Annotated in this window: 23 protein-coding genes, 2 riboswitches and 1 other annotated feature; of the genes, 9 read left to right on the top strand and 14 right to left on the bottom strand. The window is 45.9% G+C overall.

From position 1 onward, the window contains the following. Positions 1–102: 102 nt before the first annotated feature. Positions 103–309: a binding site (T-box leader), on the bottom strand. 102 nt (positions 310–411) lie between these two features. From ACVC9U_RS03470 to ACVC9U_RS03460, 3 genes are all read right to left on the bottom strand, one after another. Then, a complete protein-coding gene (locus ACVC9U_RS03470; protein ID WP_016885609.1) occupies positions 412–741 on the bottom strand; it encodes a DUF4257 domain-containing protein in 330 nt (109 codons plus the stop codon). 220 nt (positions 742–961) lie between these two features. Further along, the gene (locus ACVC9U_RS03465; protein WP_003184551.1) at positions 962–2,143 is read right to left on the bottom strand and encodes an MDR family MFS transporter; all 1,182 of its coding nucleotides are present in this window, start codon (positions 2,141–2,143) and stop codon (positions 962–964) included. Between the two features lie 120 nt (positions 2,144–2,263). Continuing rightward, complete coding sequence (locus ACVC9U_RS03460; RefSeq protein WP_075751885.1) at positions 2,264–3,088, bottom strand: MetQ/NlpA family ABC transporter substrate-binding protein; 825 nt, start codon at positions 3,086–3,088, stop codon at positions 2,264–2,266. 56 nt (positions 3,089–3,144) lie between these two features. Continuing rightward, positions 3,145–3,252, bottom strand: a riboswitch (SAM riboswitch). Positions 3,253–3,382: 130 nt separating this feature from the next. On the opposite strand from ACVC9U_RS03460, the gene ACVC9U_RS03455 reads away from it, so the two are divergent. Beyond that, positions 3,383–4,063, top strand: a complete 681-nt coding sequence (locus ACVC9U_RS03455; RefSeq protein WP_075751884.1) for a sunset domain-containing protein — start codon at positions 3,383–3,385, stop codon at positions 4,061–4,063. A 27-nt stretch (positions 4,064–4,090) separates the two neighbouring features. Here the strand turns inward: ACVC9U_RS03455 and ACVC9U_RS03450 are convergent, their stop codons facing one another. From ACVC9U_RS03450 to ACVC9U_RS03420, 7 genes are all read right to left on the bottom strand, one after another. Beyond that, the gene (locus tag ACVC9U_RS03450; protein WP_075751883.1) at positions 4,091–5,422 is read right to left on the bottom strand and encodes an ABC transporter permease; all 1,332 of its coding nucleotides are present in this window, start codon (positions 5,420–5,422) and stop codon (positions 4,091–4,093) included. Continuing rightward, the gene (locus ACVC9U_RS03445) at positions 5,412–6,110 is read right to left on the bottom strand and encodes an ABC transporter ATP-binding protein (RefSeq protein WP_075751882.1); all 699 of its coding nucleotides are present in this window, start codon (positions 6,108–6,110) and stop codon (positions 5,412–5,414) included. The genes ACVC9U_RS03450 and ACVC9U_RS03445 overlap by 11 nt, the downstream gene beginning before the upstream one ends. Positions 6,111–6,135: 25 nt before the next feature. Beyond that, positions 6,136–7,113: an ABC transporter permease gene (locus ACVC9U_RS03440; protein WP_020452659.1), complete on the bottom strand. Its 978-nt coding sequence runs from the start codon at positions 7,111–7,113 to the stop codon at positions 6,136–6,138. Further along, a complete protein-coding gene (locus ACVC9U_RS03435; RefSeq protein ID WP_441390125.1) occupies positions 7,107–7,985 on the bottom strand; it encodes an ATP-binding cassette domain-containing protein in 879 nt (292 codons plus the stop codon). The genes ACVC9U_RS03440 and ACVC9U_RS03435 overlap by 7 nt, the downstream gene beginning before the upstream one ends. Next, positions 7,978–8,370 (bottom strand): GntR family transcriptional regulator, encoded by a 393-nt coding sequence (locus ACVC9U_RS03430; protein WP_075751880.1) that lies wholly within the window; start codon positions 8,368–8,370, stop codon positions 7,978–7,980. The genes ACVC9U_RS03435 and ACVC9U_RS03430 overlap by 8 nt, the downstream gene beginning before the upstream one ends. Before the next feature lie 41 nt (positions 8,371–8,411). Continuing rightward, the gene (locus ACVC9U_RS03425; protein WP_441390124.1) at positions 8,412–8,540 is read right to left on the bottom strand and encodes a hypothetical protein; all 129 of its coding nucleotides are present in this window, start codon (positions 8,538–8,540) and stop codon (positions 8,412–8,414) included. A gap of 125 nt (positions 8,541–8,665) precedes the next feature. Then, positions 8,666–8,938, bottom strand: a complete 273-nt coding sequence (locus ACVC9U_RS03420; protein WP_003184568.1) for a YtzC family protein — start codon at positions 8,936–8,938, stop codon at positions 8,666–8,668. Positions 8,939–9,091: 153 nt separating this feature from the next. Here ACVC9U_RS03420 and mnmL point away from each other — a divergent pair, with 153 nt between their 5' ends. The 3 genes from mnmL (at position 9,092) to gltP (ending at position 12,057) form a co-directional block, all read left to right on the top strand. Further along, on the top strand, positions 9,092–10,060 hold the full coding sequence (gene mnmL / locus ACVC9U_RS03415) for a tRNA modification radical SAM protein MnmL/YtqA (RefSeq protein ID WP_441390123.1): 969 nt from the start codon (positions 9,092–9,094) through the stop codon (positions 10,058–10,060). Next, positions 10,057–10,641, top strand: a complete 585-nt coding sequence (gene mnmM / locus ACVC9U_RS03410; RefSeq protein WP_075751878.1) for a tRNA 5-(aminomethyl)-2-thiouridylate-methyltransferase MnmM — start codon at positions 10,057–10,059, stop codon at positions 10,639–10,641. The genes mnmL and mnmM overlap by 4 nt, the downstream gene beginning before the upstream one ends. A 165-nt stretch (positions 10,642–10,806) precedes the next feature. Next, positions 10,807–12,057: a glutamate-aspartate/proton symporter GltP gene (gene gltP / locus ACVC9U_RS03405; protein ID WP_075751877.1), complete on the top strand. Its 1,251-nt coding sequence runs from the start codon at positions 10,807–10,809 to the stop codon at positions 12,055–12,057. A gap of 40 nt (positions 12,058–12,097) precedes the next feature. On the opposite strand, the gene ACVC9U_RS03400 is transcribed toward gltP, so the two are convergent. Continuing rightward, entirely contained in the window at positions 12,098–13,177 is a 1,080-nt protein-coding gene (locus ACVC9U_RS03400) for a tetraprenyl-beta-curcumene synthase family protein (protein ID WP_075751876.1), read from the bottom strand. Positions 13,178–13,191: 14 nt separating this feature from the next. Further along, a complete protein-coding gene (locus tag ACVC9U_RS03395; protein ID WP_075751875.1) occupies positions 13,192–13,971 on the bottom strand; it encodes an alpha/beta hydrolase in 780 nt (259 codons plus the stop codon). Positions 13,972–14,014: 43 nt separating this feature from the next. Here ACVC9U_RS03395 and ACVC9U_RS03390 point away from each other — a divergent pair, with 43 nt between their 5' ends. The 3 genes from ACVC9U_RS03390 (at position 14,015) to ACVC9U_RS03380 (ending at position 16,427) form a co-directional block, all read left to right on the top strand. Beyond that, entirely contained in the window at positions 14,015–14,533 is a 519-nt protein-coding gene (locus tag ACVC9U_RS03390; protein WP_075751874.1) for a gamma carbonic anhydrase, read from the top strand. Positions 14,534–14,707: 174 nt separating this feature from the next. Then, positions 14,708–15,232 carry a phosphatase PAP2 family protein gene (locus ACVC9U_RS03385; protein WP_145652214.1) on the top strand — a complete coding sequence of 175 codons (525 nt, stop codon included), beginning with the start codon at positions 14,708–14,710 and terminating at the stop codon, positions 15,230–15,232. 58 nt (positions 15,233–15,290) lie between these two features. Continuing rightward, positions 15,291–16,427, top strand: a complete 1,137-nt coding sequence (locus ACVC9U_RS03380) for a glycosyltransferase family 4 protein (RefSeq protein ID WP_441390122.1) — start codon at positions 15,291–15,293, stop codon at positions 16,425–16,427. Between the two features lie 41 nt (positions 16,428–16,468). Here ACVC9U_RS03380 and asnB read toward each other — a convergent pair whose 3' ends face one another. Together asnB and metK are read right to left on the bottom strand one after the other, a co-directional pair. After that, entirely contained in the window at positions 16,469–18,367 is a 1,899-nt protein-coding gene (asnB, locus tag ACVC9U_RS03375) for an asparagine synthase (glutamine-hydrolyzing) (protein WP_075751871.1), read from the bottom strand. A gap of 144 nt (positions 18,368–18,511) precedes the next feature. Then, a complete protein-coding gene (metK, locus tag ACVC9U_RS03370) occupies positions 18,512–19,714 on the bottom strand; it encodes a methionine adenosyltransferase (protein WP_003184586.1) in 1,203 nt (400 codons plus the stop codon). A 391-nt stretch (positions 19,715–20,105) separates the two neighbouring features. Next, a riboswitch (SAM riboswitch) is annotated at positions 20,106–20,243 on the bottom strand. Between the two features lie 194 nt (positions 20,244–20,437). Between metK and pckA the strand changes: the two genes are divergently transcribed. Continuing rightward, entirely contained in the window at positions 20,438–22,021 is a 1,584-nt protein-coding gene (pckA, locus tag ACVC9U_RS03365; RefSeq protein WP_003184588.1) for a phosphoenolpyruvate carboxykinase (ATP), read from the top strand. A 249-nt stretch (positions 22,022–22,270) separates the two neighbouring features. Further along, positions 22,271–23,455, top strand: coding sequence for a dicarboxylate/amino acid:cation symporter (locus ACVC9U_RS03360; RefSeq protein WP_003184590.1), 1,185 nt, complete (start codon positions 22,271–22,273; stop codon positions 23,453–23,455). The last annotated feature ends 2 nt before the right edge of the window (positions 23,456–23,457 follow it).

Here is a 23,457-nt window from a genome sequence, read left to right as displayed (position 1 = left end):
CTCCTTTGAATATGAGTACGGCTTCTTTGTCTTCAAGTATGGACGGGACTGGCAGCGTTATATTCAGATTATTCTAAAATCAAAAAAACTCTCCCATCCCTAAGAAGGGACGAGAGATTTCCCGCGGTACCACCCTTGTTAGTGTGCATGCGGCACACTCACTTGATATCTGTAACGCAGATACGCGGCAGCAGCTCATCACTGCTGCAACTCTGAGGCGAGTTCGGAAGCTCATTTGATTGACTTTCACCAGCCGTCAACTCTCTGAAACAAAATGGGCTTCTTACTGCTCCTCTTCACTGTTCTTGCCGTAACCGTAATCTTATCTGTATTTTATAGAATTCTGTTCATAAGTGCAAGCAGGTTTGTATACAATGGGAATGTGCTGAAAAAAGGGTAAGAGTGAGGATCTTAATCGTGTGGAGATTTGTTTTGCCGTTCGGAGTTCTGTACATTTGCCTGCTGTTCTCTGACAAAGTCAAAGCTTCTCAATACAGCTTCACCGCCGTAGCCGGCAATGATCGATAACACGACAAGCTGAATTCCAGAATCAGGTTCCGCAGATAAAACAAGCAAAATAGAAGCAACCATTCCGACAAGAATATCTTCAAAAAATCCAAGGTAAATGAATCGTTTCGTTGTTCTCGGTTTCTCGAGTCGTCCTCTTTTTTTAACGTGCCCGAGAACCCCCATAATCCCTCCAATCAAACAAGCAACCAAAACTTGATGCAGCATCTTCATCACCTTCCTAAAGCCCTTAGTTTAGTCAAGCGACTTCAGGCCATCGAGCAGCCCCCCTAGACCCCTTGCGATGATATTCGATACTACCATACAGAAAATGTGTTCTGTCTGAGAAGAAAAAAAGCTTGTTTCTTCCATTATATGTGAAGATTTGGTTGATAATCTTGATTCCTTCGATTCATTTTCGAATAATTACAATTACCTATTTTTTCTATATTACTCATGCATCTGACTGAGCGGAGAGCTGCTTTTCCTTCCTGTCGTATAAAAACGCCGTTCCTATTGCAATCAGCAGCAATGCGAGCAGAACCGCGAGCAAAAGCTGCATACTAAAATAATCAACCAGCATTCCGCCAAAAAGCGGTCCGATCATTCTTCCGCCGGTCGCCATACTGTTGACAAACCCTTGATAAAACCCTTCTTTCCCTCTCGGTGCGAGACGGTTTGCAATCGTCGGCACAGCCGGCCATACAAGCATTTCGCCAATGGTCAGCACAACCATCGCAGCAAGAAAAGCCGGAAACCGTTCAGCGCCAAACAAAATTCCGTATGCCATCATAAAAATGACAAATCCGATCACGATTTGGTTTTTCAGCGATTCGGCAAACCGTTTCACAAAAAAACCGATCAGCGGCTGACCGAAAACGATGAGCGCCCCGTTCACTGTCCAAAGCACGCTGTACTGCCCAAGAGATATCCCCAGCTCCTGGGTATGTGAAGCGATGGTCGAGGACCATTGCGAATAAGCGATCCAGCCGAGCAGGTAGCCCGTACATATGACCAAAAGCGCAGAAAATTTCGATTTCCCGCTGACTGAATCGGCATGATCCAAAACAGATGACTGCATGGCTTTTTCAGACCGGATGCGTTTAAATCCGAAAAACGCAATCATGAAGAAGACGGCGTACAGCATCGCATTCGCGAGAAAAACATACGTAAATGAAAAAGAAGCGACAATTCCGCCGAGCGCTGAGCCAACTGCCACACCTGCATTTTGGGCCACGTATACAGCGTTGAACGGCTTTCTGCCGCCTTCCGGCCAAACTGATCCGGCCATTGCATAGCATGCCGGAAAAACGATCCCTGATCCAAAACCGGCCAACGTTAAGAAAAGAATGTACTGGAACCAATCGTGAAAAAAGACGAGGCCAGAAAGGCTCGCAAACGTGATCACAATTCCAAGAACAACCGTTTTAAATCCGCCGATTTTATCGAATAGATATCCCCCGAACAGGTTGCCCAGCACATTTGCCCCTGAGTTCAGCATCAGCACAAATCCGGCCGCTGTCAGCGACTTTCCCAAATGCTGATGGATATAGATGGTATTCAGCGGCCATAAAAAAGATGCCCCTGTGACATTGATAAACATTCCGATGACCAATAGCCATAATGTGCGCGGCATAGCGTTTCCTTCTTTCTCTTTAGCATTCCCTCTAGATTCTATTCGTTTTGCCCATTTTTTTCAATTGACACGATTTCGATTTTCAACATAAAAAACCCCCTTTTTAAAGGGGGAATTTTTTTATGATTGCGTCATCCATTTCGGCTTTCCGAAGCCGGCGAATTCCCGATCGATCGCATCTTCGAAAGCTTTGGATTTTACCGCTTCTTTGAGATCTTTGGCGAATGGCTTGTCTTTGTTTTTTTCATCCACTACCACTTGATTGCGGTAGCGGTCAGGCATGTTCTCAAGCGCCAGCGCGTCCTGCAGCTTCATATTGGCGGAGAGAGCGAAATTGCCCGGGACAGCCGCGATATCCAGGTCATCGACAGCTCTTGGAAGATTGGCGGATTCAAGCTGTTTAAATGTCAGCTTTTTCGGATTTTCTGCAATATCCTGCACAGATGCTTTCAATGTGTCGACATCGCTTTTCAGCCGAATCAGCCCCTGATCCTGAAGCGTTAAAAATGCCCTGGCGGCATTGGCCGGATCGTTTGGCACAGCCACTTCCGCCCCGTTTTTGACATCGTTCAAGTCGTTATATTTGGCAGAATAGAGACCCATCGGAGCGGTCGGCACAGAAATGAGCGCCGCAAGATGTTTATTGTTTTCTTGATTGTATGATTTCATAAAAACCTCATGCTGAAACAAATTGGCGTCGAGTTCGCCTTCGCTTAATGCCGTGTTCGGCTGTACATAGTCGGTGAATTCGACAACTTCAACTTTGTAGCCTTTTTTCTCAAGTTCAGGCTGAATCGCTTTTTTGACCATATCGTAATACGGTCCTGCAGTAGCGCCTATTTTGATCGTTTTGCCGTCGCTTTCGGCATTGTTTCCGCATGCGGCCAGAAGCGCCAAGCTTAGGACCAGTACCAGCGCAGAAGTCCATTTTAATAACTTGTTCATGTATATCTCCTCCTCCAAAATAAAAAAAACTCTTTCAGCGCCTGAAAGAGTTGTTCAACTTATCTTTCAGAATGCGCCTGACATTCTGCTGGATTTAGCACCTTGCTCTGCTGCAGGTTGCTGAGATTTCGCCGGGCCAGTCCCTCCATCTCTCTTTATAAGCTCCATATTCGGTTTTTAAATGATTTCTCTATTTTACGTTTGAATATTTAGATTTGCAAGAAGTTTTTTGGCATAAACATTTTTTTCTTTTTAAGCTAAAATATAGTTATCAAACACGAAAGGAGACGAATCATGGAATCTATCATGCTGATCGGGTTTTTATCCTTCATTTTTTCCATCTGCTATCTTGCCTTTCATTTTATCAAAAGGATCTTTTCTCCAGGCAAAAGGTTTTCCAGAAAACTCTTTTATCCTTGTTTTGCAGGCGGACTTCTCCTCCTGATCATCTCTCTTCCTTATTACGATGAAGAAACATATGCCGTCGATGAGACAAAAACAGAGGACCTGACAACCGAGCTTCAAGAACTGAAAACTGAACACAGCGCTGTGCAAAAGGAGCAAACCGCATTAAAGCAGCAGCTCAATCAAGCAAACGAAAAACTGAAGGCAGTCAAAACGGAGAATGACACATTAAAAAAAGAAAATGAAAAACTGACAAAAGAAAAAGACTCGCTTACGAAAAAAACAAAATCGCTGTCAGAAAAACTGGCCAAGGCTGAAGAAAAAAGCGGCAGTGCCGAAGCCACTGTAAAAGAAAAGAACGCCACCGCTCAGGCCGGAACGTCACACAGCGCGCCCGCCGCTAAGAAAAGCAGCGGTGAAAGCAAACAGGAGTGCAAAATCAAAGGAAGCGTCAACCATATTTATCATACACCGGGAAGTACATATTATGACCGCACGAAAAACGTCGCTCGCTGGTTCTGCACAGAACAGGAGGCGCGTGATGCGGGGTACAGACCTCCGAAACGTTAAAAAAGCCGGCATACCGCCGGCTTTTTTTTACAGCTCTCTTCTTAATGCTGTCAGCACGTTCGTTCTTGTCGCTTTAATGGCCGGATTCAAGCCGGAAAGAATGGCGACACCTGCACTGATCAAGGTCGCGATGAGGACAAGACTGACCGGAATGTACGAGAAGGTGATGCTGAGCTCTGCCGCACTCGCTTCTCCTTCTGAAACCGATGATAAAATCACCGGTATAATCATGTTTACTAAAAAGCTGACGCCATATGAAATGATAATACCTAAAACAGATCCTAAGATACCGATATAGGCGCTTTCCAACAGGAACATTTTCCGGATCACGTTCGGGCTTGCCCCGATCGCTTTCATAATGCCGATCTCCTGCGTCCGCTCTGTAACCGCCATAGTCATCGTGTTGAAAATGCCGATCGCTGAAATCAAGACGGCAATGACTCCGACGAAGATCAGACCGATTTTAAAAGCCATGAAAAAAAGATTGATGCTATCGAGTTTTTTCGTTATTGAATCGACGTAGTAGCCTTTATCCTCCAAATCTGTTGTCAGCTGTCCGACATGTTCAAAGTTATCCGCGTAAACCGAGAGCGTTTTTTCGATCGTGCCGTTGTCTTTGTCCGCCTTCAGAAAACCGGTGATGTCTTTTTGCATGTCGTTGCTGACATAGACTGTTGAATCGCTTGCCCATTCATAAGAAGGTTTTTTCGTCACTCCGACAACTTTCAGATCATATGTTTTCGCTTTCCCTTCTTCTCCTGTTTTTTCATCCATTTTTGAGATCTTTAATTCAATTGTTTTGCCGAGAATATCTTCTGCGTATCCTTTTGGTTCTTTTACTTCCTCAGCATTATTTTCCATCTGCTTTTCATAATCTTGGGCTTCTTTTTTCGTCCAGAGATTCTTTCCGAAATGGTAGCCGACGACGATTTCATTCGGTGTTTTCGCTACGCGGCCGCGATCGAGTTTGATATTGGCTTTTTGCTCGGCGGCCATGTCGGTAATTGAGACATACTGAATTTGATTGTTTGTCCTGTTGCCCAACTTTGCTTCAGCAGGTGCGAAAACCTTCGTGCGCTCGATAATCGCGGACACATCTTTGCGATTTTCAAACTCTTTCAAGTCTTTCTTTTGAACTTTCTGATCGCTTTGCCCTTCTTTTCCGACAACATTTATCTCAGTCACGATCTGCTCTTTCATCAGCTGTTCAGTCATCGATTTTTGCAGGCCGAATCCGACGGATGCGAGCACGATTAAAAACGCGCAGGCCACCGTTGTTGCGAGAATGGTCATGAATACACGCAGGCGGTTTTTCTTCATATTTCTTCTAATGAACTTCAACTGATCCTTAAACTTCAACAGTCTCTTCCCCTTTCTCTAACACGCCGTCAGATAGATGAAATTTCGTATTGGCGATCGATGCCACTTCGTCATCGTGCGTGATGATCACAAATGTAATGCCGCGCTCCCTGTTCAGCTGCCGAATGAATTCCAGGATTTCCTGCTCTGTTTCGGAATCGAGGCTTCCGGTCGGTTCATCGGCTAAAATGATTGACGGATTCAAAATCAAAGCGCGGGCGATGCTGACGCGCTGCTGCTGTCCGCCTGAAAGCTCATTCGGATAGTGGCCGGCGTGGTTTTCAAGGCCGACGCGGTGAAGCATCTCATTGACGCGTTGCTTCCGCTCAGACGGATGAACACCTTTTAAAGTCAGAGGCAGCTCGATATTTTCGAAAGTCGTCAGGCTCGGAATCAGCTGAAAACTTTGAAAGATGAAGCCGAAATGTTCAAGCCTGAATGCCGCCCATTCTTTTTCGCCGTAATTCGTGACATCCGTGCCGTCAATGACGATCTTACCTTCTGTCGGGGCGATATAGCCGGAAATCAAGTTCAACAGCGTCGATTTTCCGGAACCGCTCCGTCCGACAATGCAGGCGATTTCGCCTTTTTCGACGGTAAGCGAGACATCCTTTAACACTTTAATTTCATTTTCCCTCCCCTTTTTGCCGACTTTAAACGAGTGGTGAATATGCTCTACACTGATCATTTGTAAATCTCCTCTCCATTATGGGTTACAGCTGTTTTATTTTTTTAAAAATCAAGAAGTAACTGATTAAAAACCCGACTGCCGAACCGATCAACATACCGAAGATATAGCTGGACAGGCTTGAGCCAGAGGCTGTCCCGAATCCCCCGATGCCGAATAAAATCACGAGAATTTGGATCGGCCGGTCCATTTTTCCCCAAAGGAAAAAATGTCCGTTCCGTTCAATCTGCTGTCTGATAAAGCAGAAGTAGCCGATCATATAAAACAAAATCCCCATGGCGAGCGGAATAAGCGTAAAGGCCAGGCTGCCGTATTGAATGCCGAAATGGTTGAGGTACATGATCGGCGTTATATAATCCAATAGTTCTGTTTCACCATAAAAGAAAGCAGAGTGACCTCCAAAGAAACTCCGGATGATTCGAAGGTTGGCCAACGGAAGCCCGATCAGCAAATACGGCAGGATCGACGTTGAAAATGCAACGACCAGCTGGGCCAGCGGATTGCCGGTCATCGCGCCCGCCGCCATGACAAGCGAGTAGACCATAAAGCAGAAAATGACCGACCCGATAAAATACTCATGAAAATGAATGACATCAACCTTATACAAAATAATCAAAGCGTAAGATAATAAGTAAGATAATAGCTGAGCTGTTAAAAGAATTGAAAGGCCGAAGACATATTTCGTATTGAAAATGATGCCGCGCCTATAAGGGAGGCCGAGTGTGAAATCAAGCGTTCCTCTGCTACGTTCAAACCCGATCTGGCTGAGTGCAAGCGCGACTCCTCCAACCCAGAACATTCTCATAGCCCCGCCTATCTCATAATCTTTATATAAAACGCACTCCATATCGGGAAATTTTTTCAGTTCTGCAAGGCATCCTTGGTACTGGAAATAATCATTCAAAAGCGTAAGCGGTTCACTCAGCATCACCGCTGCAAACACAACTAAAAAAATCCAGAAATGCTGTTTCCACTCTTTATATAAAAGTCCGCGGTCTACCATCTTCGCTTACCTCCATACTTCGCGATGAATACTTCCTCAAGACTGACCGGAAGCTCGTTCCAAACTTTCGGAGACAAACTTTTAAGAAATTGTTTGCTCACATCATCTTCTTTCGGAATCAACACCGTATAAAAGACGCCGGTGTGATCCAAAACAGGGATTTCCCTTTCTCTGATTTTCAAATTGACATCTTCTTCAAATGCCATTTGGATTTTAATAAAATCGCCTTTCAGCTCGTCAAGATCCATAATGTTCGACAATGTATTGTCTTCGAGAAAACCGATTCGGTTGCACATTCTTTCAATATCCTCAAGCCTGTGGGATGTGATGAGAATCGTCGTGTTGTTTTCAGCCACTTCATCGACCATCAGCTGGAGAACGTCTTGTCTTGTGACGGCATCAATGCCGTCTGTCGGCTCATCAAGCAGGATGACCGCCGGCCGGATCGCAAACGACAAGATCAGCGACATTTGCTTTTTCAATCCTGTAGACAATTCCCCGTACTTTTTTGTTTCGGGAATATCGTAACGGTTCATTAATTCATTTGCGTATGTAACATCAAAGTCAGGATAAATGTTACGTAAAATATTGACGAGCTGTTTGTAATTGTATTTTTCGAAATATGTGTTTTGAACGGGCATATAGACGATGTTGCGCTTGACGAGCGGATGGTCCTTCACCTTGACGCTGCCGAAGTAGATGTCTCCCTCATCAGGCAGCAGGATTTGCTGAATCAGGCGGAGAAGCGTCGTTTTCCCTGAGCCGTTTCTTCCGAGCAGCCCGAAAATTTCTCCTTCCTCCAGCTTAAAGGAGATGTTTTTGAGTATTTGTTTTCCCTCAATCGTTTTTGACACAGATTTGAGCTCAATCATTCACTTCGCCTCCTCTCACTTCTTCGTCGATTTCCGCCATCCACTGCTGCAGCTTTTTAGTGTCGATCCCAGCGTAATGCGCATCGATGATCAGCTGCTTTAACTGCTCTTTAATCATCGCAATCTTCCCTTCATCAAGCGTAACTTTCGCGTTTTCAGAAATATACGTTCCTCTTCCCCTCAACGTTTCAATAATTCCTTCCCGTTCAAGTTCTTTATAGGCTTTGCTGACAGTGTTCGGGTTCGCAATGATAATAGTTGCAAGCTCTCTGACAGAAGGAAGTTTATCTCCAGGCTTGATTATCCCTTTTAAGCAAAGCTCTTTCATCTGCTGGATGATCTGCTCATAGATCGGAGTTGAGCTTCTCGGATCGATTTGAATCATCTATCTCCCTTCTTTCTCGTTCAATCTCAGGTCATTCACTTTTAAAAAAACACGTATTCCAAATTTTCTTGAATTATAAAGCCCAGCTTCGCAAGTACAAACAAGAACGAACAGGCAATGATAAACGCCACGACAACCATTGGCGTTACTTTCTTATGTTTATCACTCATGAGTATTGCTCCTTTACATGTGTGTGTTAATTGTATTACTCGATATAGTACACCTAATACATTAAATACATCGTCCTCTTTTGTCAATCGCTTTTTTCAAAAAAATGAACCCTTTCAAAAAGGGTTCATCTTTCATACGATCTCTGCAGAATCATATTGTTTTGAAGGGTTTGCAGCTGAAGCCTTTTGCGGTGAATTTCCTCCCTTTGCTGCTCATTGGCAAACAGCGAAAGCTTGTTTAATTCGTTGACCGCGTTTTCAAGCATCAGCTGCGCATCGCTGTACTCTGTCTCATTGTAATGCTCCTGCCTGCTTGCAGTTTCAAATTGAGATAAAGCATAATCATAAGCATCTTCGCTTCTTTGGATGTGCTCTCCGACGGATTGTCTTGTAGCCAAAGAAAACCCCTCCTTAATGGAAAAATCCATCGTGATTAGTTTGACCATCACAGCCCTGATCATTGAAGAAAATAATTGGGAATCGGTTTGTTCTTATCATGTTTATTTGCTACAATTTTAGGATGCCGTGATACTAAAAGGAGGTCCTTTTGTTTGCATCAGAACAACCCTTTTCCATATACGAACAGTGAAAAACGTTATCATACATGGAATTATCATTTAAGAAATCATTTCGGTCATAAAGTGTTTAAAGTCGCCCTTGACGGAGGCTTTGACTGCCCGAACCGCGACGGCACGGTCGCACACGGCGGATGCACATTTTGCAGCGCCGCAGGGAGCGGAGACTTTGCGGGAAACCGAGCCGACGATCTGCTGACCCAATTTAATGAAGTGCGCGACATAATGCATGAAAAATGGAAAGACGGCAAATACATGGCGTACTTTCAAGCATTTACGAACACGCACGCTCCTGTCAGCGTTCTTCGCGAAAAATACGAAACGGTCCTCGGCCTCGACGGCGTAGTCGGCCTTTCTATCGCAACCCGGCCGGACTGTCTTCCTGACGATGTTGTCGAATATCTTGCAGAGCTTAATGAACGCACATACCTCTGGGTGGAACTCGGCCTTCAGACCGTTCATGAACGGACGGCTGATTTGATCAACCGCGCCCATGATTTCGACTGCTATGTGGAAGGCGTGAACAAACTGAGGAAGCACGGCATCCGCGTCTGCTCCCACATCATTAACGGGCTGCCTCTCGAAGACCGCGGCATGATGATGGAAACCGCAAAAGCGGTCGCCGACTTGGATGTGCAGGGGATTAAAATCCATCTGCTCCACCTGTTAAAGGGAACGCCAATGGTGAAGCAGTATGAAAAAGGCAAATTAACATTCCTTTCTCAAGATGATTATGTCCAGCTTGTTTGCGATCAACTTGAAATTCTTCCGCCGGAAATGATCATTCACCGGATTACGGGTGACGGACCGATCGAATTGATGGTCGGACCGATGTGGAGCGTCAATAAATGGGAAGTCTTAAACGCCATCAATGGAGAACTGGAAAGGCGCGGCAGCTATCAGGGGAAATGGTTCAACAAAGAGAAAGAAGGCATGGCCACATGAAGCTCAAGAAGATCCTCCCGTATGCGAAAGAACTGCTGAAAACAGCCGCAGGCGAAGGAGACATCGTCATTGATGCGACAATGGGGAACGGACATGATACGTATTTTTTAGCAGAACTTGTCGGTGAAAGCGGGCATGTCTATGCCTTTGATATTCAAGAAACAGCTCTTATGAATACTGCCGCAAGACTTGGAAACGAGTACAAAGACCGGGTGACATTGATTCAAAAAAGCCATGATGAGCTCATCACTTCGCTTCCTGACGACGTCGCAGGCAAGGTGGCAGCAGCCGTGTTTAACCTCGGGTATCTTCCGGGAGGCGACAAATCGGTGACGACAAAAAGCGATTCAACCATCGCCAGCATCAAGCAGCTTCTCAAAATCCTGAAAAATGAGGGGCTGATCGTTCTGGTCGTCTACCATGGCCATCCCGAAGGAAAGCGGGAAAAGGATGCCCTGCTCGAATTTTGCACATCGCTCGACCAGGATACCGCCCGCGTCCTCTGTTACCAATATTTAAACCAGCGAAACGATCCGCCTTTTATCATTGCGATCGAAAAGAAAATAGCGGCCCAAAAATGATATCTTGAAGATCCTCCATTAGGAGGATTTTTTTATCCAAACATAATGTAAGCGATATCAAAATAAAATATAAGAAATTTTTCGCAATTTTCTAAAAAGAAAAGGTGTTTCACTCTTTGTCACGAAATTATTGAAAACTCATGTAAAATACGGAGGGATTTCGCTTTGAAAAAATTTATCGCTTATCAAATTTTGATCGCACTCGCCATTGGAGCAGTGATCGGACACTTTTTCCCTGATTTCGGAATGGCGCTGCGCCCCGTCGGAGACGGATTTATCCGCTTGATCAAAATGATCGTCGTTCCAATCGTTTTTTCTACAATTGTCATCGGAGCGGCCGGAAGCGGGAGCATGAAAAAAATGGGCAGCCTCGGCATCAAGACGATTATTTGGTTTGAAGTGATTACGACGTTCGTGCTAGGACTCGGGCTGCTTTTGGCTAATGTGTTAAAGCCCGGCGTCGGCCTTGACCTTTCCCATTTGGCCAAAAAGGATATCGACGAACTCTCGGGCTACACGGAAAAAGTGGTCGATATTAAACAAATGATCCTCGATATCATTCCTACCAACATCGTTGACGTCATGGCCAGAAATGATTTGCTCGCCGTGATCTTCTTTGCGATATTGTTCGGCGTTGCAGCTGCCGGGATCGGCAAAGCCTCAGAACCTGTCATGAAATTTTTTGAGTCTGTTGCCAATATCATGTTCAAGCTGACGCAGATGGTGATGGTCACAGCCCCTATCGGCGTGCTTGCTCTTATGGCCGCATCCGTCGGGCAATACGGCATCGAGCTCCTGCTTCCTATGTTAAAATTAGTCAGCACTGTTTTTCTCGGACTGTTTCTCGTTCTTTTTGTTTTATTTCCGATCGTCGGTCTTATTTTTAAAATTAAATACTTCGAAGTCCTGAAAATGATTTGGGATTTGTTTCTGATCGCGTTCTCCACGACGAGCACAGAAACAGTCTTGCCGCAGCTGATGGACCGCATGGAGAAATACGGCTGCCCAAAACGGGTCGTTTCCTTTGTGGTTCCTTCAGGCTTATCTCTAAATTGTGACGGCTCCAGCCTATATTTATCGGTCGCCTGTATCTTTTTGGCGCAGGCTTTCAATATAGACATGAGCATTTCACAGCAATTGCTCATGATGCTCGTGCTAGTGATGACAAGCAAAGGGATCGCCGCCGTGCCATCTGGTTCGCTCGTCGTCCTTCTGGCTACCGCCAACGCAGTCGGCCTTCCCGCTGAAGGAGTCGCGATTATCGCGGGAGTGGACCGCGTGATGGACATGGCGCGAACAGGCGTGAACGTGCCGGGTCATGCTGTCGCCTGCATCGTTGTTTCAAAATGGGAAAAAAGCTTCCGGTATAATAAGCGTTTTGTACTTGAAAAACAATACCGGACGGAAAGCTTGTAAACGGCAAAAGCTCAAGCCGATGAACGGTTTGAGCTTTTCTTTACGAGCTTTTCATCCACGGCATTTTTTGAATTTTGCGGTATGCCCTGCCGTTGATATAGAAGAAGTAGGAAGTTTTTCCGCTCGCTTTAATGAGGCGCTTCGCCAGCCGGCCGATTTCCTTTTGACCCGCGACCTTATCGTCTGATAAATAAACCCCCAGAAGACCTCTGTTGATCAAACGGTGAAAGTTTTCGTGCGGAATCCCGCGCAGATGTTCATCCGCCATTTCGATGAAATATTCGAGCCTATCCATCATATCTGAATGCGATGGGTAATACGTGCAGAAATTCAAATCTCCGCCAATTAAGTCTTCCTCCTGGTCAATTAAATAATCGAGCAGGATATGCAGTCCCTGTATGTACGGAAAATAGCTGTCGCGGATCTTTCCGGCCATCGATTCAGTAAAATCGGGACGGACGGAATACGATACGAGGCAGAAGATGCCGAGCGTTGAACCCGCACAGGCTGAAAACTCGTACCATTCCATTTTCGGCAAGGCCGATTTATATTTCTCAAACCAAGCTTCGAGCCGGGGAACGCGCTCATGCTCCACGACGTGTTTATGAACTTGCAGATCGCAATAGTAGCTGCAAAGCTCAAGCAGATGCTGCTTGATCAGATCATAGTTCTCAATTTCCGCAAGCACGCCTTGGCACGTTTTCACCAAGTCGTGCAAATAGCCCTGATCATCCTGGTCTTCCCTGAACTGGTAATAGTTCTTTAATTCAGCCCCGACGGTCAGCGCGTCTTTCATCGACTGATGAAGCATGGAAAAATCATCCGGGTCAAGCGAGGTGCTCCGGTCGCATAGATTGTCGAGATAGTCACTTATCGTCTGATACGCCGTAATAAACCGGATCGACTTGTCGATTTTGTCGCCTGAAAGGAGGGCCATAATGCCGCCGCCTTCACAGTGAAAGGTTTTATCCCTGATGCTGGCTTTCGCCTGCGTTTTCAGCTCGGGATTTTGAATCGTTTCAGCTTTTCGTTTCCACTTGTCCAATTCCTGATGAACAAGAGGAAAAACCTCTCTGTATACTTTAGCCATTAATCCAAAAGGATGCTCCGGTACTGCCAAAGAATGCACCTCCATTATGTCATATACTGTTCCGCAAACGCTCTGGCCGCTTTAAAAACGTCTTCCCGCTCAGGCTCATTAAAAATTTCGTGGTATAAGCCCTCCCATTCCCTGTACGTCTTATTGTAAGAAGCAAGCTCGTTAAACCACTTGACGACCATTTTTTTGTCAACAAGCCAGTCTGTGCCCGCCTGCATGACAAAGAGCGGGATGTTGAGAAAGGCGTCCGTCGGCTCCATCGCGCTTTTCAACGCTTTTAACATTTCTTGATACCATCTGACAGAAACTTTTGTGATATATAATGAATCGTTGATGTCCATTTCGATGACTTCTTTGTTTCTCGTCGCTTTATCAGGCGTGATCCCGGATTCAAACCGCATGGACGGAGCCAAAACGTTGAGCCCTTTGGAAAGCCAGTCCAAAAATTTGTTCGGCTTTAATTGCAGCCCGAGACAAGGGGATGATAAAATGAGACCGGCAATGCCGCTTTGCTGCTGCTTAAACCACTCGATCGCGATCAGGCCGCCCATGCTGTGCCCGAGCATAAATACAGGCAGTTCAAATGCTTTCGCCCTGGCGACCCATTTGTCTACTTCATCAATATATTCTTGAAACGAGCGTATATGTCCTCTTTCTCTTGTCGAAGTTCCCTGTCCGGGCAAATCCCCCATCACGACATTAAACCCGGATGAACGCCACATTTCGGACAGCCATTTATACCGCCCGTGATGCTCACATGCACCGTGAATGATGACGATTGAAGCAACAGGTCTTTCCGCTTCGATGCACCACATGCTGACCACCTCACACAATTTTATAAATGAAAGGATGAAACCTATGATCTACCCTTATAAAAAAACGGAACCCGTTATTCATGAAACGGCGTTTATCGCCGACAACGCGGTCATCACCGGAGATGTAACAATCGGAGAGCAATCAAGCATCTGGTTCTCTTCGGTTATCCGCGGCGATGTCGCCCCGGTCAGGATCGGAAAAGGCGTGAACATTCAAGACCTTTCCTGCCTGCACCAAAGCCCTGAGCGCCCTCTCGTGATTGAAGACGGTGTGACGGTAGGCCATCAGGTTACACTGCACAGCTCCGTGATACGAAAGCATGCCCTTATCGGAATGGGGTCGGTTCTTCTTGATGAAGCGGAAGTCGGGGAAGGCGCTTTTATCGGGGCAGGCAGTCTTGTCCCGCCTGGCAAAAAGATCCCGGCCGGGCACCTCGCCTTCGGCAGGCCCGCTAAAGTCATCCGCCCGTTAACCGACAAAGATAAACAGGAAATGGAAAGAATTCGCAAAGAATATATTGAAAAAGGACAATACTACAAATCCTTGCAAAAAAAAGATTAGCTTTGCTACAACTTTACCATTTTTCCACCGATAATTTAAGCAAAAACCTTTTCGGCCGCACGCGTCTGCGGCTTTTTTCTTTTCCGAAATCTTTACAAATACTTATCATTTGCTAAACATTCATTTTTTACAATAAACATGAAGCAGCCATTCATGTAAAGGGGGTTATGACTTTTGAATAAACTGATGGTCGGCATCTACAACTTTGAATGCCGGATTTTCCTCGGTATGAACAGCTTATTTCATCAAAAAACACTAAACCGTTACTTTCGTTCCTCAACACATTTGGGAGGGGCTTTCTGCACGATTTCCGCCTGCCTGGCTCTCTTGCTGTTCGGATCCGGAAGTGTTCGTACAGCGGGGATCGCCAGCGCCCTTGCGCTTTTGGTCAGCCACCTTCAAGTCATGCTGATCAAAAAGCTGTATCCGAGAAAGCGGCCGTATTTAACGCTAAAGGAAACACAGGTTTTGCAAAATCCGCTCAAGGATCATTCTTTTCCATCCGGCCATACGACCGCGGCATTTTCCGTCATTACACCGCTAATGATATTCTTTCCGATACTCGCGCTTTTATTAATTCCGGTAGGCATCAGTGTGGGACTCTCCAGAATTTATCTCGGTCTTCATTATCCTTCGGATGTTCTGGCAGGCACGGCCCTCGGGATTTCAGTCGGAACTTTGTCGGCGATGGTCTTCTAAGCCGGCCGTTTCTTCCAAAGCGTCACTGATTTTCACATCACCAACAGGAGGGGACACGATGAAAATTGCGATATTTACGGACACTTTTACACCGGATGTGAACGGCTGCGCCAGAACGCTGAAAAGGTATACGGATTATCTTGAAAAAAACGGGATACCCTATAAAGTATTTGCGCCGGAAAGCACGCATGAAACACAATTTTCGAGCCGCATCAGCCGGTTTACGAGCATGCCGTTCTTCTTATACCCCGAGTGCAGAATCGCTCTTCCTAATCTCATCAAAATGAAATCAGAACTCCGCGAATTCCACCCCGATCTCATTCACATTGCGACTCCTTTTAATATCGGCCTGGCGGGGCTCAAGCTTGCGAAGAAATGGAACATCCCCATCGTAGGCTCTTACCATACCGATTTTGACCAGTACCTTTCATATTATGATCTTCAAATGTTTTCCAAACTATTATGGAAATATATGCACTGGTTTCATAAAGATTTTCGAAAAGTTTTCGTCCCTTCGCGCGAAACGTTTATGCAGCTCAAAGCCAAACAATTCAGGAACCTCTCCATCTGGAAGCGCGGCGTGGACTGCTCGCTGTTCAGTCCGGCGTATCAAACCGAACACATCCGCAAGCGATACGGCATAAAGGAAACCTATATCCTCAGCTATGTCGGAAGGCTTGCACCTGAAAAAGACTTGGAGACGCTGCTCAAGATCGCAAATCACCCCGCTTTGAAAGATGACATCCACTGGCTGATCGCCGGAGACGGTCCATTAAAAAAAGAGCTTGAGAAGCAAGCTCCTCTCAACATGACTTTTGCCGGCTATGTCAAAGGAGAAGAGCTGGCAAGCATTTATGCGAGCTCAGATTTCTTCGTCTTTCCTTCTCCGACGGAAACCTTCGGAAATTCCGCGCTTGAAGCGCTCGCCTGCGGGACGCCTGTTATCAGGGCAGATTCCGGCGGCCTGAAAGACTTTATACAAAATGGAAGAAACGGTCTACTTTCCGAACCTGGAAATCCGGATGCATTCACCGAAAATATATTGCGCGTCCTCTCCAACGTGCCGTTAAAAAAACGGATGTCATACGATGCGAGAAGCTATGCCCTTACCCAGTCGTGGGACGTGATTTTTGACAATCTCCTCTCCGAATGTGAACATGTGCTTGCAGATTTATCAGCTGAAAAACCGGCATAAAAAAAGAAGGTTTTCGATTAACGAAAACCTTCTTTTTTGGCTTAAACGATAATGACCTCTTTTGGCTGATGGTTCAGTTCTTCCGGTACAAAGCGCTTTTCAACAAAAATGCTGTGCCAGATCATAAAGATGAGAACCGTCCAGATTTTGCGGCTGTTATCCGCTTTGTTGGCGCAGTGGTCTTCAAGAAGCTGAAGCACGTAATCTTTATGGATATATGCGTCTGTCTCGCTCTCTTTAATGATGTTCACGGCCCAGTCATGCATTTCGTTTTTCAGCCAGTGGCGGATCGGCACAGGGAACCCTAGCTTTTTGCGGTTTAAGACATGATCTGGAACGATGCCTTCCGCCGCTTTTCTAAGCAGATATTTTGTCGTGCCGTTTTTCGTTTTCAGCTCTTCCGGAATTTTGGAAGCCGCTTCAAATACGACTTTGTCCAAAAACGGAACTCGGAGTTCCAGTGAATTGGCCATCGTCATTTTGTCAGCCTTCAGCAAAATGTCACCGCGCAGCCATGTGTGGATATCGACATACTGCATTTTGTTGATTTCGCTGTAGGACTTGCTTTCTTCAAAATATGGCTTTGTCACGTCACAGTAAGAGAGGTTGCTGTCATACTGGCGAAGAAGTTTTGATTTCATGCCTTCTTCAAAAATCTTTGCGTTGCCGATATATCTCTCTTCAAGAGGTGTACAGCCCCTCATTAAAAAGCTTTTCCCTTTCATTCCTTCCGGCATCGCTGAAGCTACGTGCAGAAGCATCTTTTTCAGCGGGGACGGAATTCGCTCAAACGGCTTTAATGAAAGCGGCTCTCGGTAAATATTGTAACCGCCGAACAGCTCATCTGCTCCTTCTCCGGACAAAACAACCGTAACTTGCTTCTTCGCTTCCTTCGCGACAAAATACAAAGGAATCGCAGCAGGGTCTGCCAGCGGATCATCCAGATGCCAGACGATCTTTGGAAGCTCGTTCATATATTCCTCAGGGGAAATGATCGCGCTGAAGTTTTCCACGCCGACCCTTTCAGCGGTTTCTTTCGCAACGTCAACTTCGCTGAAGCCTTCATGTTCAAAGCCGACAGAAAACGTTTTTAAGTTGGGATGGAATTGCTTCGCCACCGACACGATAAAAGAAGAGTCGATGCCTCCGGAAAGGAAGGAACCTACAGGCACATCGCTTCGCATATGGACTTTTACGGAATCAAAGATCGCGTCTCTTACTTCCTGAACAAGCTTGTCTTCTTCGGTCTGAACAGGCTTGAATTGAACTTTCCAGTATGTTTTAAATTGAATATCCTCGCCCGGGCGGACAGTAAACTGATGGCCCGGTTCTACTTTTTGCACCTTTTTGTCAAGCGTCTCAGGCTCCGGTACAAATTGGAATGACGTATACTGCTGAAGCGCTTTTTCATTCAATTCCAAATCGGCATCAACAGCCATCAGGCTCTTTCTTTCTGACGCAAAATAAACATGGCCGTCCGTTTTCGTAAAATAGAGCGGCTTAATGCCGAACGGATCGCGCGCTCCGTATAGGAGCTGTTCTTTTTTATCCCAGATTAAAAAAGCAAACATTCCGCGCAGCTTGGAAGCGGCTTCCTGTTTGTAGTGGCGGTAAGTCGCAAGCAAAACTTCCGTATCTGAATCGGTTTTGAACTCGTATCCTTTTGAAATAAGTTCGTCTTTCAGTTCTATATAGTTATAGATTTCTCCATTAAAAATAATCCAATAGGAATCATCTTCATAAGACAGAGGCTGTCCTCCGTTTTCCACATCGATGATGCTGAGTCTTCTAAATCCGAAGCCTACATGCTCATCATGATAGTACCCATCATCGTCCGGACCGCGGTGTACAATCATTTCATTCATTTGTTTAATCAGTTCTTCCTGGGCTGCTGTCTCGGATGATGGGCGATGATTGAATACCCCTACAAATCCACACATAGTATTGCCTCCGATTTTTTAAATTTCGTGCAGAAATCAAAGTCTGCTTCTTGATTAGACAAGTGTTTAAAGAAAAACGTTTCACATCCGCCCGCTTTTTGCCATCGAAAAACAAAGCCGCTTATGAAAGCGGCTATGCGGTTGTTATTCTCCTAATGCATCTTTCTTCAACTGATCTGCTTTGTCTGTGCGCTCCCAAGGCAGATCGAGGTCGAGGCGGCCGAAATGTCCGTAAGCTGCCGTTTGTTTGTAAATCGGACGGCGAAGATCGAGCATTTTAATAATGCCGGCAGGTCTTAGATCAAAGTTTTTGCGAACCACTTCGATCAATGTTTCTTCACTCGCTTTGCCTGTACCGAATGTATCGATTGAAATGGACACCGGCTGAGCGACACCGATCGCGTAGGCAAGCTGTACTTCACAGGAATCAGCAAGGCCTGCGGCGACGATATTTTTCGCTACATATCTCGCTGCATAAGCTGCAGATCTGTCAACCTTTGTCGCATCCTTGCCGGAAAACGCTCCGCCTCCGTGACGGGCATAGCCGCCATAGGTGTCAACGATGATTTTGCGCCCTGTTAAACCGGCATCCCCCTGCGGTCCGCCGATAACAAAACGGCCCGTAGGATTAATGAAGTATTTCGTGTTTTCATCGATCAGCTCTTTTGGAACTACCGGATTGATGACGTGCTCTTTCAGATTGCGCTGGATTTGTTCAAGCGAAATCTCAGGATGATGCTGAGTCGAAATGACGATTGTATCGATGCGAATCGGCTTGTTGTTCTCATCATACTCAACGGTTACCTGTGTCTTTCCGTCCGGACGCAGATACGGCAGAATTTCCTCTTTGCGGACTTCTGTCAAACGGCGAGACAATTTATGGGCAAGCGAAATCGGCAGCGGCATAAGTTCCTTTGTTTCGTTGCAGGCAAAACCGAACATTAAACCTTGGTCTCCGGCTCCGATCGCTTCAATTTCAGCGTCGCTCATTGCTCCTTCACGCGCTTCAAGCGCCTGGTCGACTCCCATTGCAATGTCTGGAGACTGTTCATCTATAGACGTTAAGACCGCGCAAGTTTCGGCATCAAAACCGTATTTTGCACGTGTGTAGCCAATTTCTTTAATCGTTTCGCGGACTGTTTTCGGAATATCGACGTATGTGGACGTCGTGATTTCACCGCTTACCAGCACCAATCCGGTTGTCACAGATGTTTCACAGGCAACGCGGGCATTCGGATCTTTCTTTAAAATTTCGTCTAATATACTATCCGAAATCTGGTCGCAAATTTTGTCCGGATGTCCCTCCGTAACTGACTCTGATGTAAATAACCGACGGTTTTTGCTCATTTATGTTTCCTCCTGTATATGAAGATCAGCCGTGATCTTAAGTATGATACGGAACTCGTCCCTCTTGATTATATGACGATACTCGGGCTTCATACGCTCTCGTTTTGAAACAATTTCCATTATGCTATTCTTGACGAGATTCTGAGTCGAAATTCCCCTTAGCAGAATTTTTCCTGACTGGTTGCCCGGCTAGACCTTTCACGTCCTGTGAAAAACGCCCAGTACCTTCCTCCTGCTTGATACTCGGCTAAAACCTTTCACGTCCTGTGAAAAACGCCCAGTACCTTCCTCCTGAAGGTAGTTTTTTTAGCAATTTTTGGATCTCGATTTATGCAATAAAAAAACCTTTTCCTATTCGGTGAGGAAAGGGTCTGGTATTGCGTGCCTTTCACTCTTATCGCTCAAGGTATTGAACACCTTGCATCAGGTTAGCACCGTAGTTGTCTCAGAAACTGTTTTTTTCCATTAATAAGAGAAACCGGTTGCTGGGTTTCATTGGGCCTGTCCCTCCACCAGCTCGGGATAAGAGTATCCGCTCAATGAAATATCTTATCTTAAAATGGCTTGTTATGTCAATATCGGCCGAAATAAATTTGAACTTGTCCTACGAGAAAAAACCCGAACGAAAAATGAAGAAACGGTATAGACTATAAGAGTAAATGTGTTATACTAATTCTACATTAATGTTATACACATTAAAAAACACGCAAAGGAAGGTTTTTTATGAATTCTGTAGATTTAACAACTGACTTACAAACGCTATTAACGGGCGAAAACGTTCAGATGAACTTATCCGTTCCCCATTTGGTTGAAAAGATCCTTGAGCGCAAAGAAGGAGTCTTGACATCTTCCGGAGCCGTGCGGGCAACAACCGGTACATACACCGGCCGCTCGCCAAAAGACAAATTCATTGTGGAAGAAGCGAGCACAAAGGACAAAATCGATTGGGGCGCAGTAAACCAGCCGATTTCAGAAGCCGCCTTTGACCGGCTGTACGCAAAAGTGCTCGGCTATTTAAAGGAACGCGATGAATTGTATGTATTTGAAGGGTTTGCAGGAGCAGACGAAAAATACCGGCTTCCGATTACTGTTGTCAACGAGTTCGCCTGGCACAACCTGTTTGCAAGACAGTTGTTCATCAGACCTGAAGAACATGATAAAAAACCTGAAGAACAGCCGTTTACGATTCTTTCAGCTCCGCATTTCAAAGCCGATCCGCTCGTTGACGGAACCAGATCTGAAACGTTTATCATCGTGTCGTTTGAGAAGCGGACGATCTTAATCGGAGGCACCGAATATGCCGGAGAGATGAAAAAATCGATTTTTTCTATTATGAATTTTCTTCTGCCTGAACAAAACATTCTACCGATGCACTGTTCGGCAAACATTGGCGAGGAAGGCGGAACTGCTCTCTTCTTCGGATTGTCAGGTACAGGCAAAACGACGCTTTCCGCCGATCCGAAGCGGAAGCTGATCGGCGACGACGAACACGGCTGGTCCAGCACAGGCGTTTTCAACATTGAAGGAGGCTGCTACGCCAAATGCATTAACTTAAGCGAAGAAAAAGAACCGCAGATTTACAATGCGATCCGCTTCGGTTCCGTTCTCGAAAATGTCGTGGTTGACAGCAAAACCGGAGAGCCGGACTATTCCGACTCATTCTACACGGAAAACACGAGAGCGGCTTACCCGATTGACGCGATTGACAACATCGTCAAGCCGAGCATCGCAGCGCACCCGCAGACCATCGTATTTTTGACCGCAGATGCTTTCGGCGTGCTTCCTCCGATCAGCAAGTTAACGAAAGAACAAGCCATGTATCATTTCCTGAGCGGATATACAAGCAAGCTCGCCGGCACCGAACGCGGGATCACCACTCCTGAAGCCACATTCTCGACCTGCTTCGGTTCACCGTTCCTCCCGCTTCCGGCACATGTGTACGCTGAAATGCTCGGAAGAAAAATCGATGAGCACGGGGTCGGCGTCTTTCTCGTCAATACAGGCTGGACCGGCGGCGGATACGGAACCGGGGAAAGAATGAGCCTCGCATATACGAGAGCGATGGTTCAGGCCGCAATAGAAGGAGAACTGGATAAAGCCGAAATGAGGACTGACCGCATTTTCGGACTTCATTCACCTGTCCACGTTCCGGGTGTGCCTGATCAAGTGCTTGACCCGGCCAAAACTTGGACAGATGAAAACGAATACGAGGAAAAAGCGATCCACCTGGCGAAAGCATTCAAACAGAATTTCAAAAAGTTCTCCAATACGGAAAACATCGAAAAAGCCGGAGGACCGCTCGTTTAACTCAGCCTGCTTGCATCAGCGCAGATCTTCTGCGCTGATCCAGTTTATCGAAAACCTCTTCGCCTATCAGCGGCCGATGCCATTTCCTGGGCAATGATCAAGATGACAGTCAAGCACCGCCTCAGATAAAACGATTCCAATTTGCAAGTATTATTATTTGAAAATACAGACTTTTTTTATTTTTAACAAAAGAAATCTTTCATATGTTAATATTATAAAAACATTTGTATATTTCAGGAGGACACATCTATGAAATTTGGATTACTGCCAAGGATCATTACGGCAATTGTTCTTGGTGTTATCGTCGGAAGCTTTGCTCCGCTTTGGTTCGTCAAAACGGCAGCTACTTTCAATGATATTTTTGGAAGCTTCATTAAATTTGTCATTCCTTTTATTATTATCGCTTTTATTATTCCCGGCATCGGACAAATCGGCAGCGGCGCCGGAAAAATCCTCGGCATTACGGCAGGTATCGCCTACACGTCAACCATTTTTGCAGGCCTCCTGGCGTACCTTGTCGGTTCAAACCTTCTTCCCGCGATCATTTCCGGCCATCAGCTGCAGGAGTTTAAAAATCCGGAAGAAGTACTGCAAGCAGGATTTTTCACCATTGAAATGACGCCGTTTATGAGCGTGATGAGCGCACTGATTTTTGCTTTCATCATGGGGATCGGCATCGCTTATCTGCCCGGAAAAACATTAAAAAACGCGTTTGATGAATTTCAAACGATCGTTGAAAAGCTGATATCATATATTATTATTCCGTTACTGCCTGTTCATATTTTCGGTATTTTCACCAATATGACGTTCGGCGGTCAGGTGCAGACGATTCTATCCGTATTTGCGAAAGTTTTCGTGATGATTATCGTGCTTCACCTTGTCATACTCTTGATTCAGTACTCCGTTGCGGGTGCTGCAAACGGCAGAAATCCGCTGTCGCTGTTGAAAATCGTAGCACCGGCATACTTCACCGCGCTCGGCACACAATCGTCAGCGGCAACGATTCCCGTTACGCTGAGACAAGTCAGAAAAACGGGGGCAAGCCAAAAAGTGGCTGACTTCGCCGTTCCGCTCCTGGCCAACATTCATTTGTCAGGAAGCACAATTACACTGACAAGCTGTGCAATGGGCGTGATGATTCTAAACGGTCAAACGCCGACTTTTTCGGTCATGATGCCGTTCATTTTAATGCTTGGCGTCACAATGGTCGCAGCGCCCGGTGCACCAGGCGGTGCCGTCATGGCCGCTGCCGGATTGTTGCAGTCGATGCTCGGCTTTAATGAAACTAGCGTATCGTTGATGATCGCTCTTTACCTTGCCCAGGACAGCTTGGGCACAGCAACGAACGTAACAGGAGACGGCGCTCTCACCATGCTGATTCACAGGCTGACTTCCAAAAAAGGAATCGGAAAAGAGGAAAATGTGCCTGCATAATA

The sequence above is a fragment of the Bacillus sp. GM2 genome, assembly GCF_056155945.1.
Note: the sequence above shows the minus strand (reverse complement) of the source record. Positions and strands in the feature narration are given on the sequence as shown.

Coding starts and splice junctions, on each gene's coding strand:
- ACVC9U_RS03470 (WP_016885609.1), bottom strand. CDS start 741: ATGAAGATGCTGCATCAAGTTTTGGTTGCTTGTTTGATTGGAGGGATT.
- ACVC9U_RS03360 (WP_003184590.1), top strand. CDS start 22,271: ATGAAATTTGGATTACTGCCAAGGATCATTACGGCAATTGTTCTTGGT.
- asnB (WP_075751871.1), bottom strand. CDS start 18,367: ATGTGTGGATTTGTAGGGGTATTCAATCATCGCCCATCATCCGAGACA.
- ACVC9U_RS03460 (WP_075751885.1), bottom strand. CDS start 3,088: ATGAACAAGTTATTAAAATGGACTTCTGCGCTGGTACTGGTCCTAAGC.
- ACVC9U_RS03435 (WP_441390125.1), bottom strand. CDS start 7,985: ATGATTGAGCTCAAATCTGTGTCAAAAACGATTGAGGGAAAACAAATA.
- ACVC9U_RS03395 (WP_075751875.1), bottom strand. CDS start 13,971: ATGTGGTGCATCGAAGCGGAAAGACCTGTTGCTTCAATCGTCATCATT.
- pckA (WP_003184588.1), top strand. CDS start 20,438: ATGAATTCTGTAGATTTAACAACTGACTTACAAACGCTATTAACGGGC.
- mnmM (WP_075751878.1), top strand. CDS start 10,057: ATGAAGCTCAAGAAGATCCTCCCGTATGCGAAAGAACTGCTGAAAACA.
- ACVC9U_RS03390 (WP_075751874.1), top strand. CDS start 14,015: ATGATCTACCCTTATAAAAAAACGGAACCCGTTATTCATGAAACGGCG.
- ACVC9U_RS03380 (WP_441390122.1), top strand. CDS start 15,291: ATGAAAATTGCGATATTTACGGACACTTTTACACCGGATGTGAACGGC.
- ACVC9U_RS03445 (WP_075751882.1), bottom strand. CDS start 6,110: ATGATCAGTGTAGAGCATATTCACCACTCGTTTAAAGTCGGCAAAAAG.
- ACVC9U_RS03425 (WP_441390124.1), bottom strand. CDS start 8,540: ATGAGTGATAAACATAAGAAAGTAACGCCAATGGTTGTCGTGGCGTTT.
- metK (WP_003184586.1), bottom strand. CDS start 19,714: ATGAGCAAAAACCGTCGGTTATTTACATCAGAGTCAGTTACGGAGGGA.
- ACVC9U_RS03465 (WP_003184551.1), bottom strand. CDS start 2,143: ATGCCGCGCACATTATGGCTATTGGTCATCGGAATGTTTATCAATGTC.
- ACVC9U_RS03440 (WP_020452659.1), bottom strand. CDS start 7,113: ATGGTAGACCGCGGACTTTTATATAAAGAGTGGAAACAGCATTTCTGG.
- ACVC9U_RS03455 (WP_075751884.1), top strand. CDS start 3,383: ATGGAATCTATCATGCTGATCGGGTTTTTATCCTTCATTTTTTCCATC.
- ACVC9U_RS03430 (WP_075751880.1), bottom strand. CDS start 8,370: ATGATTCAAATCGATCCGAGAAGCTCAACTCCGATCTATGAGCAGATC.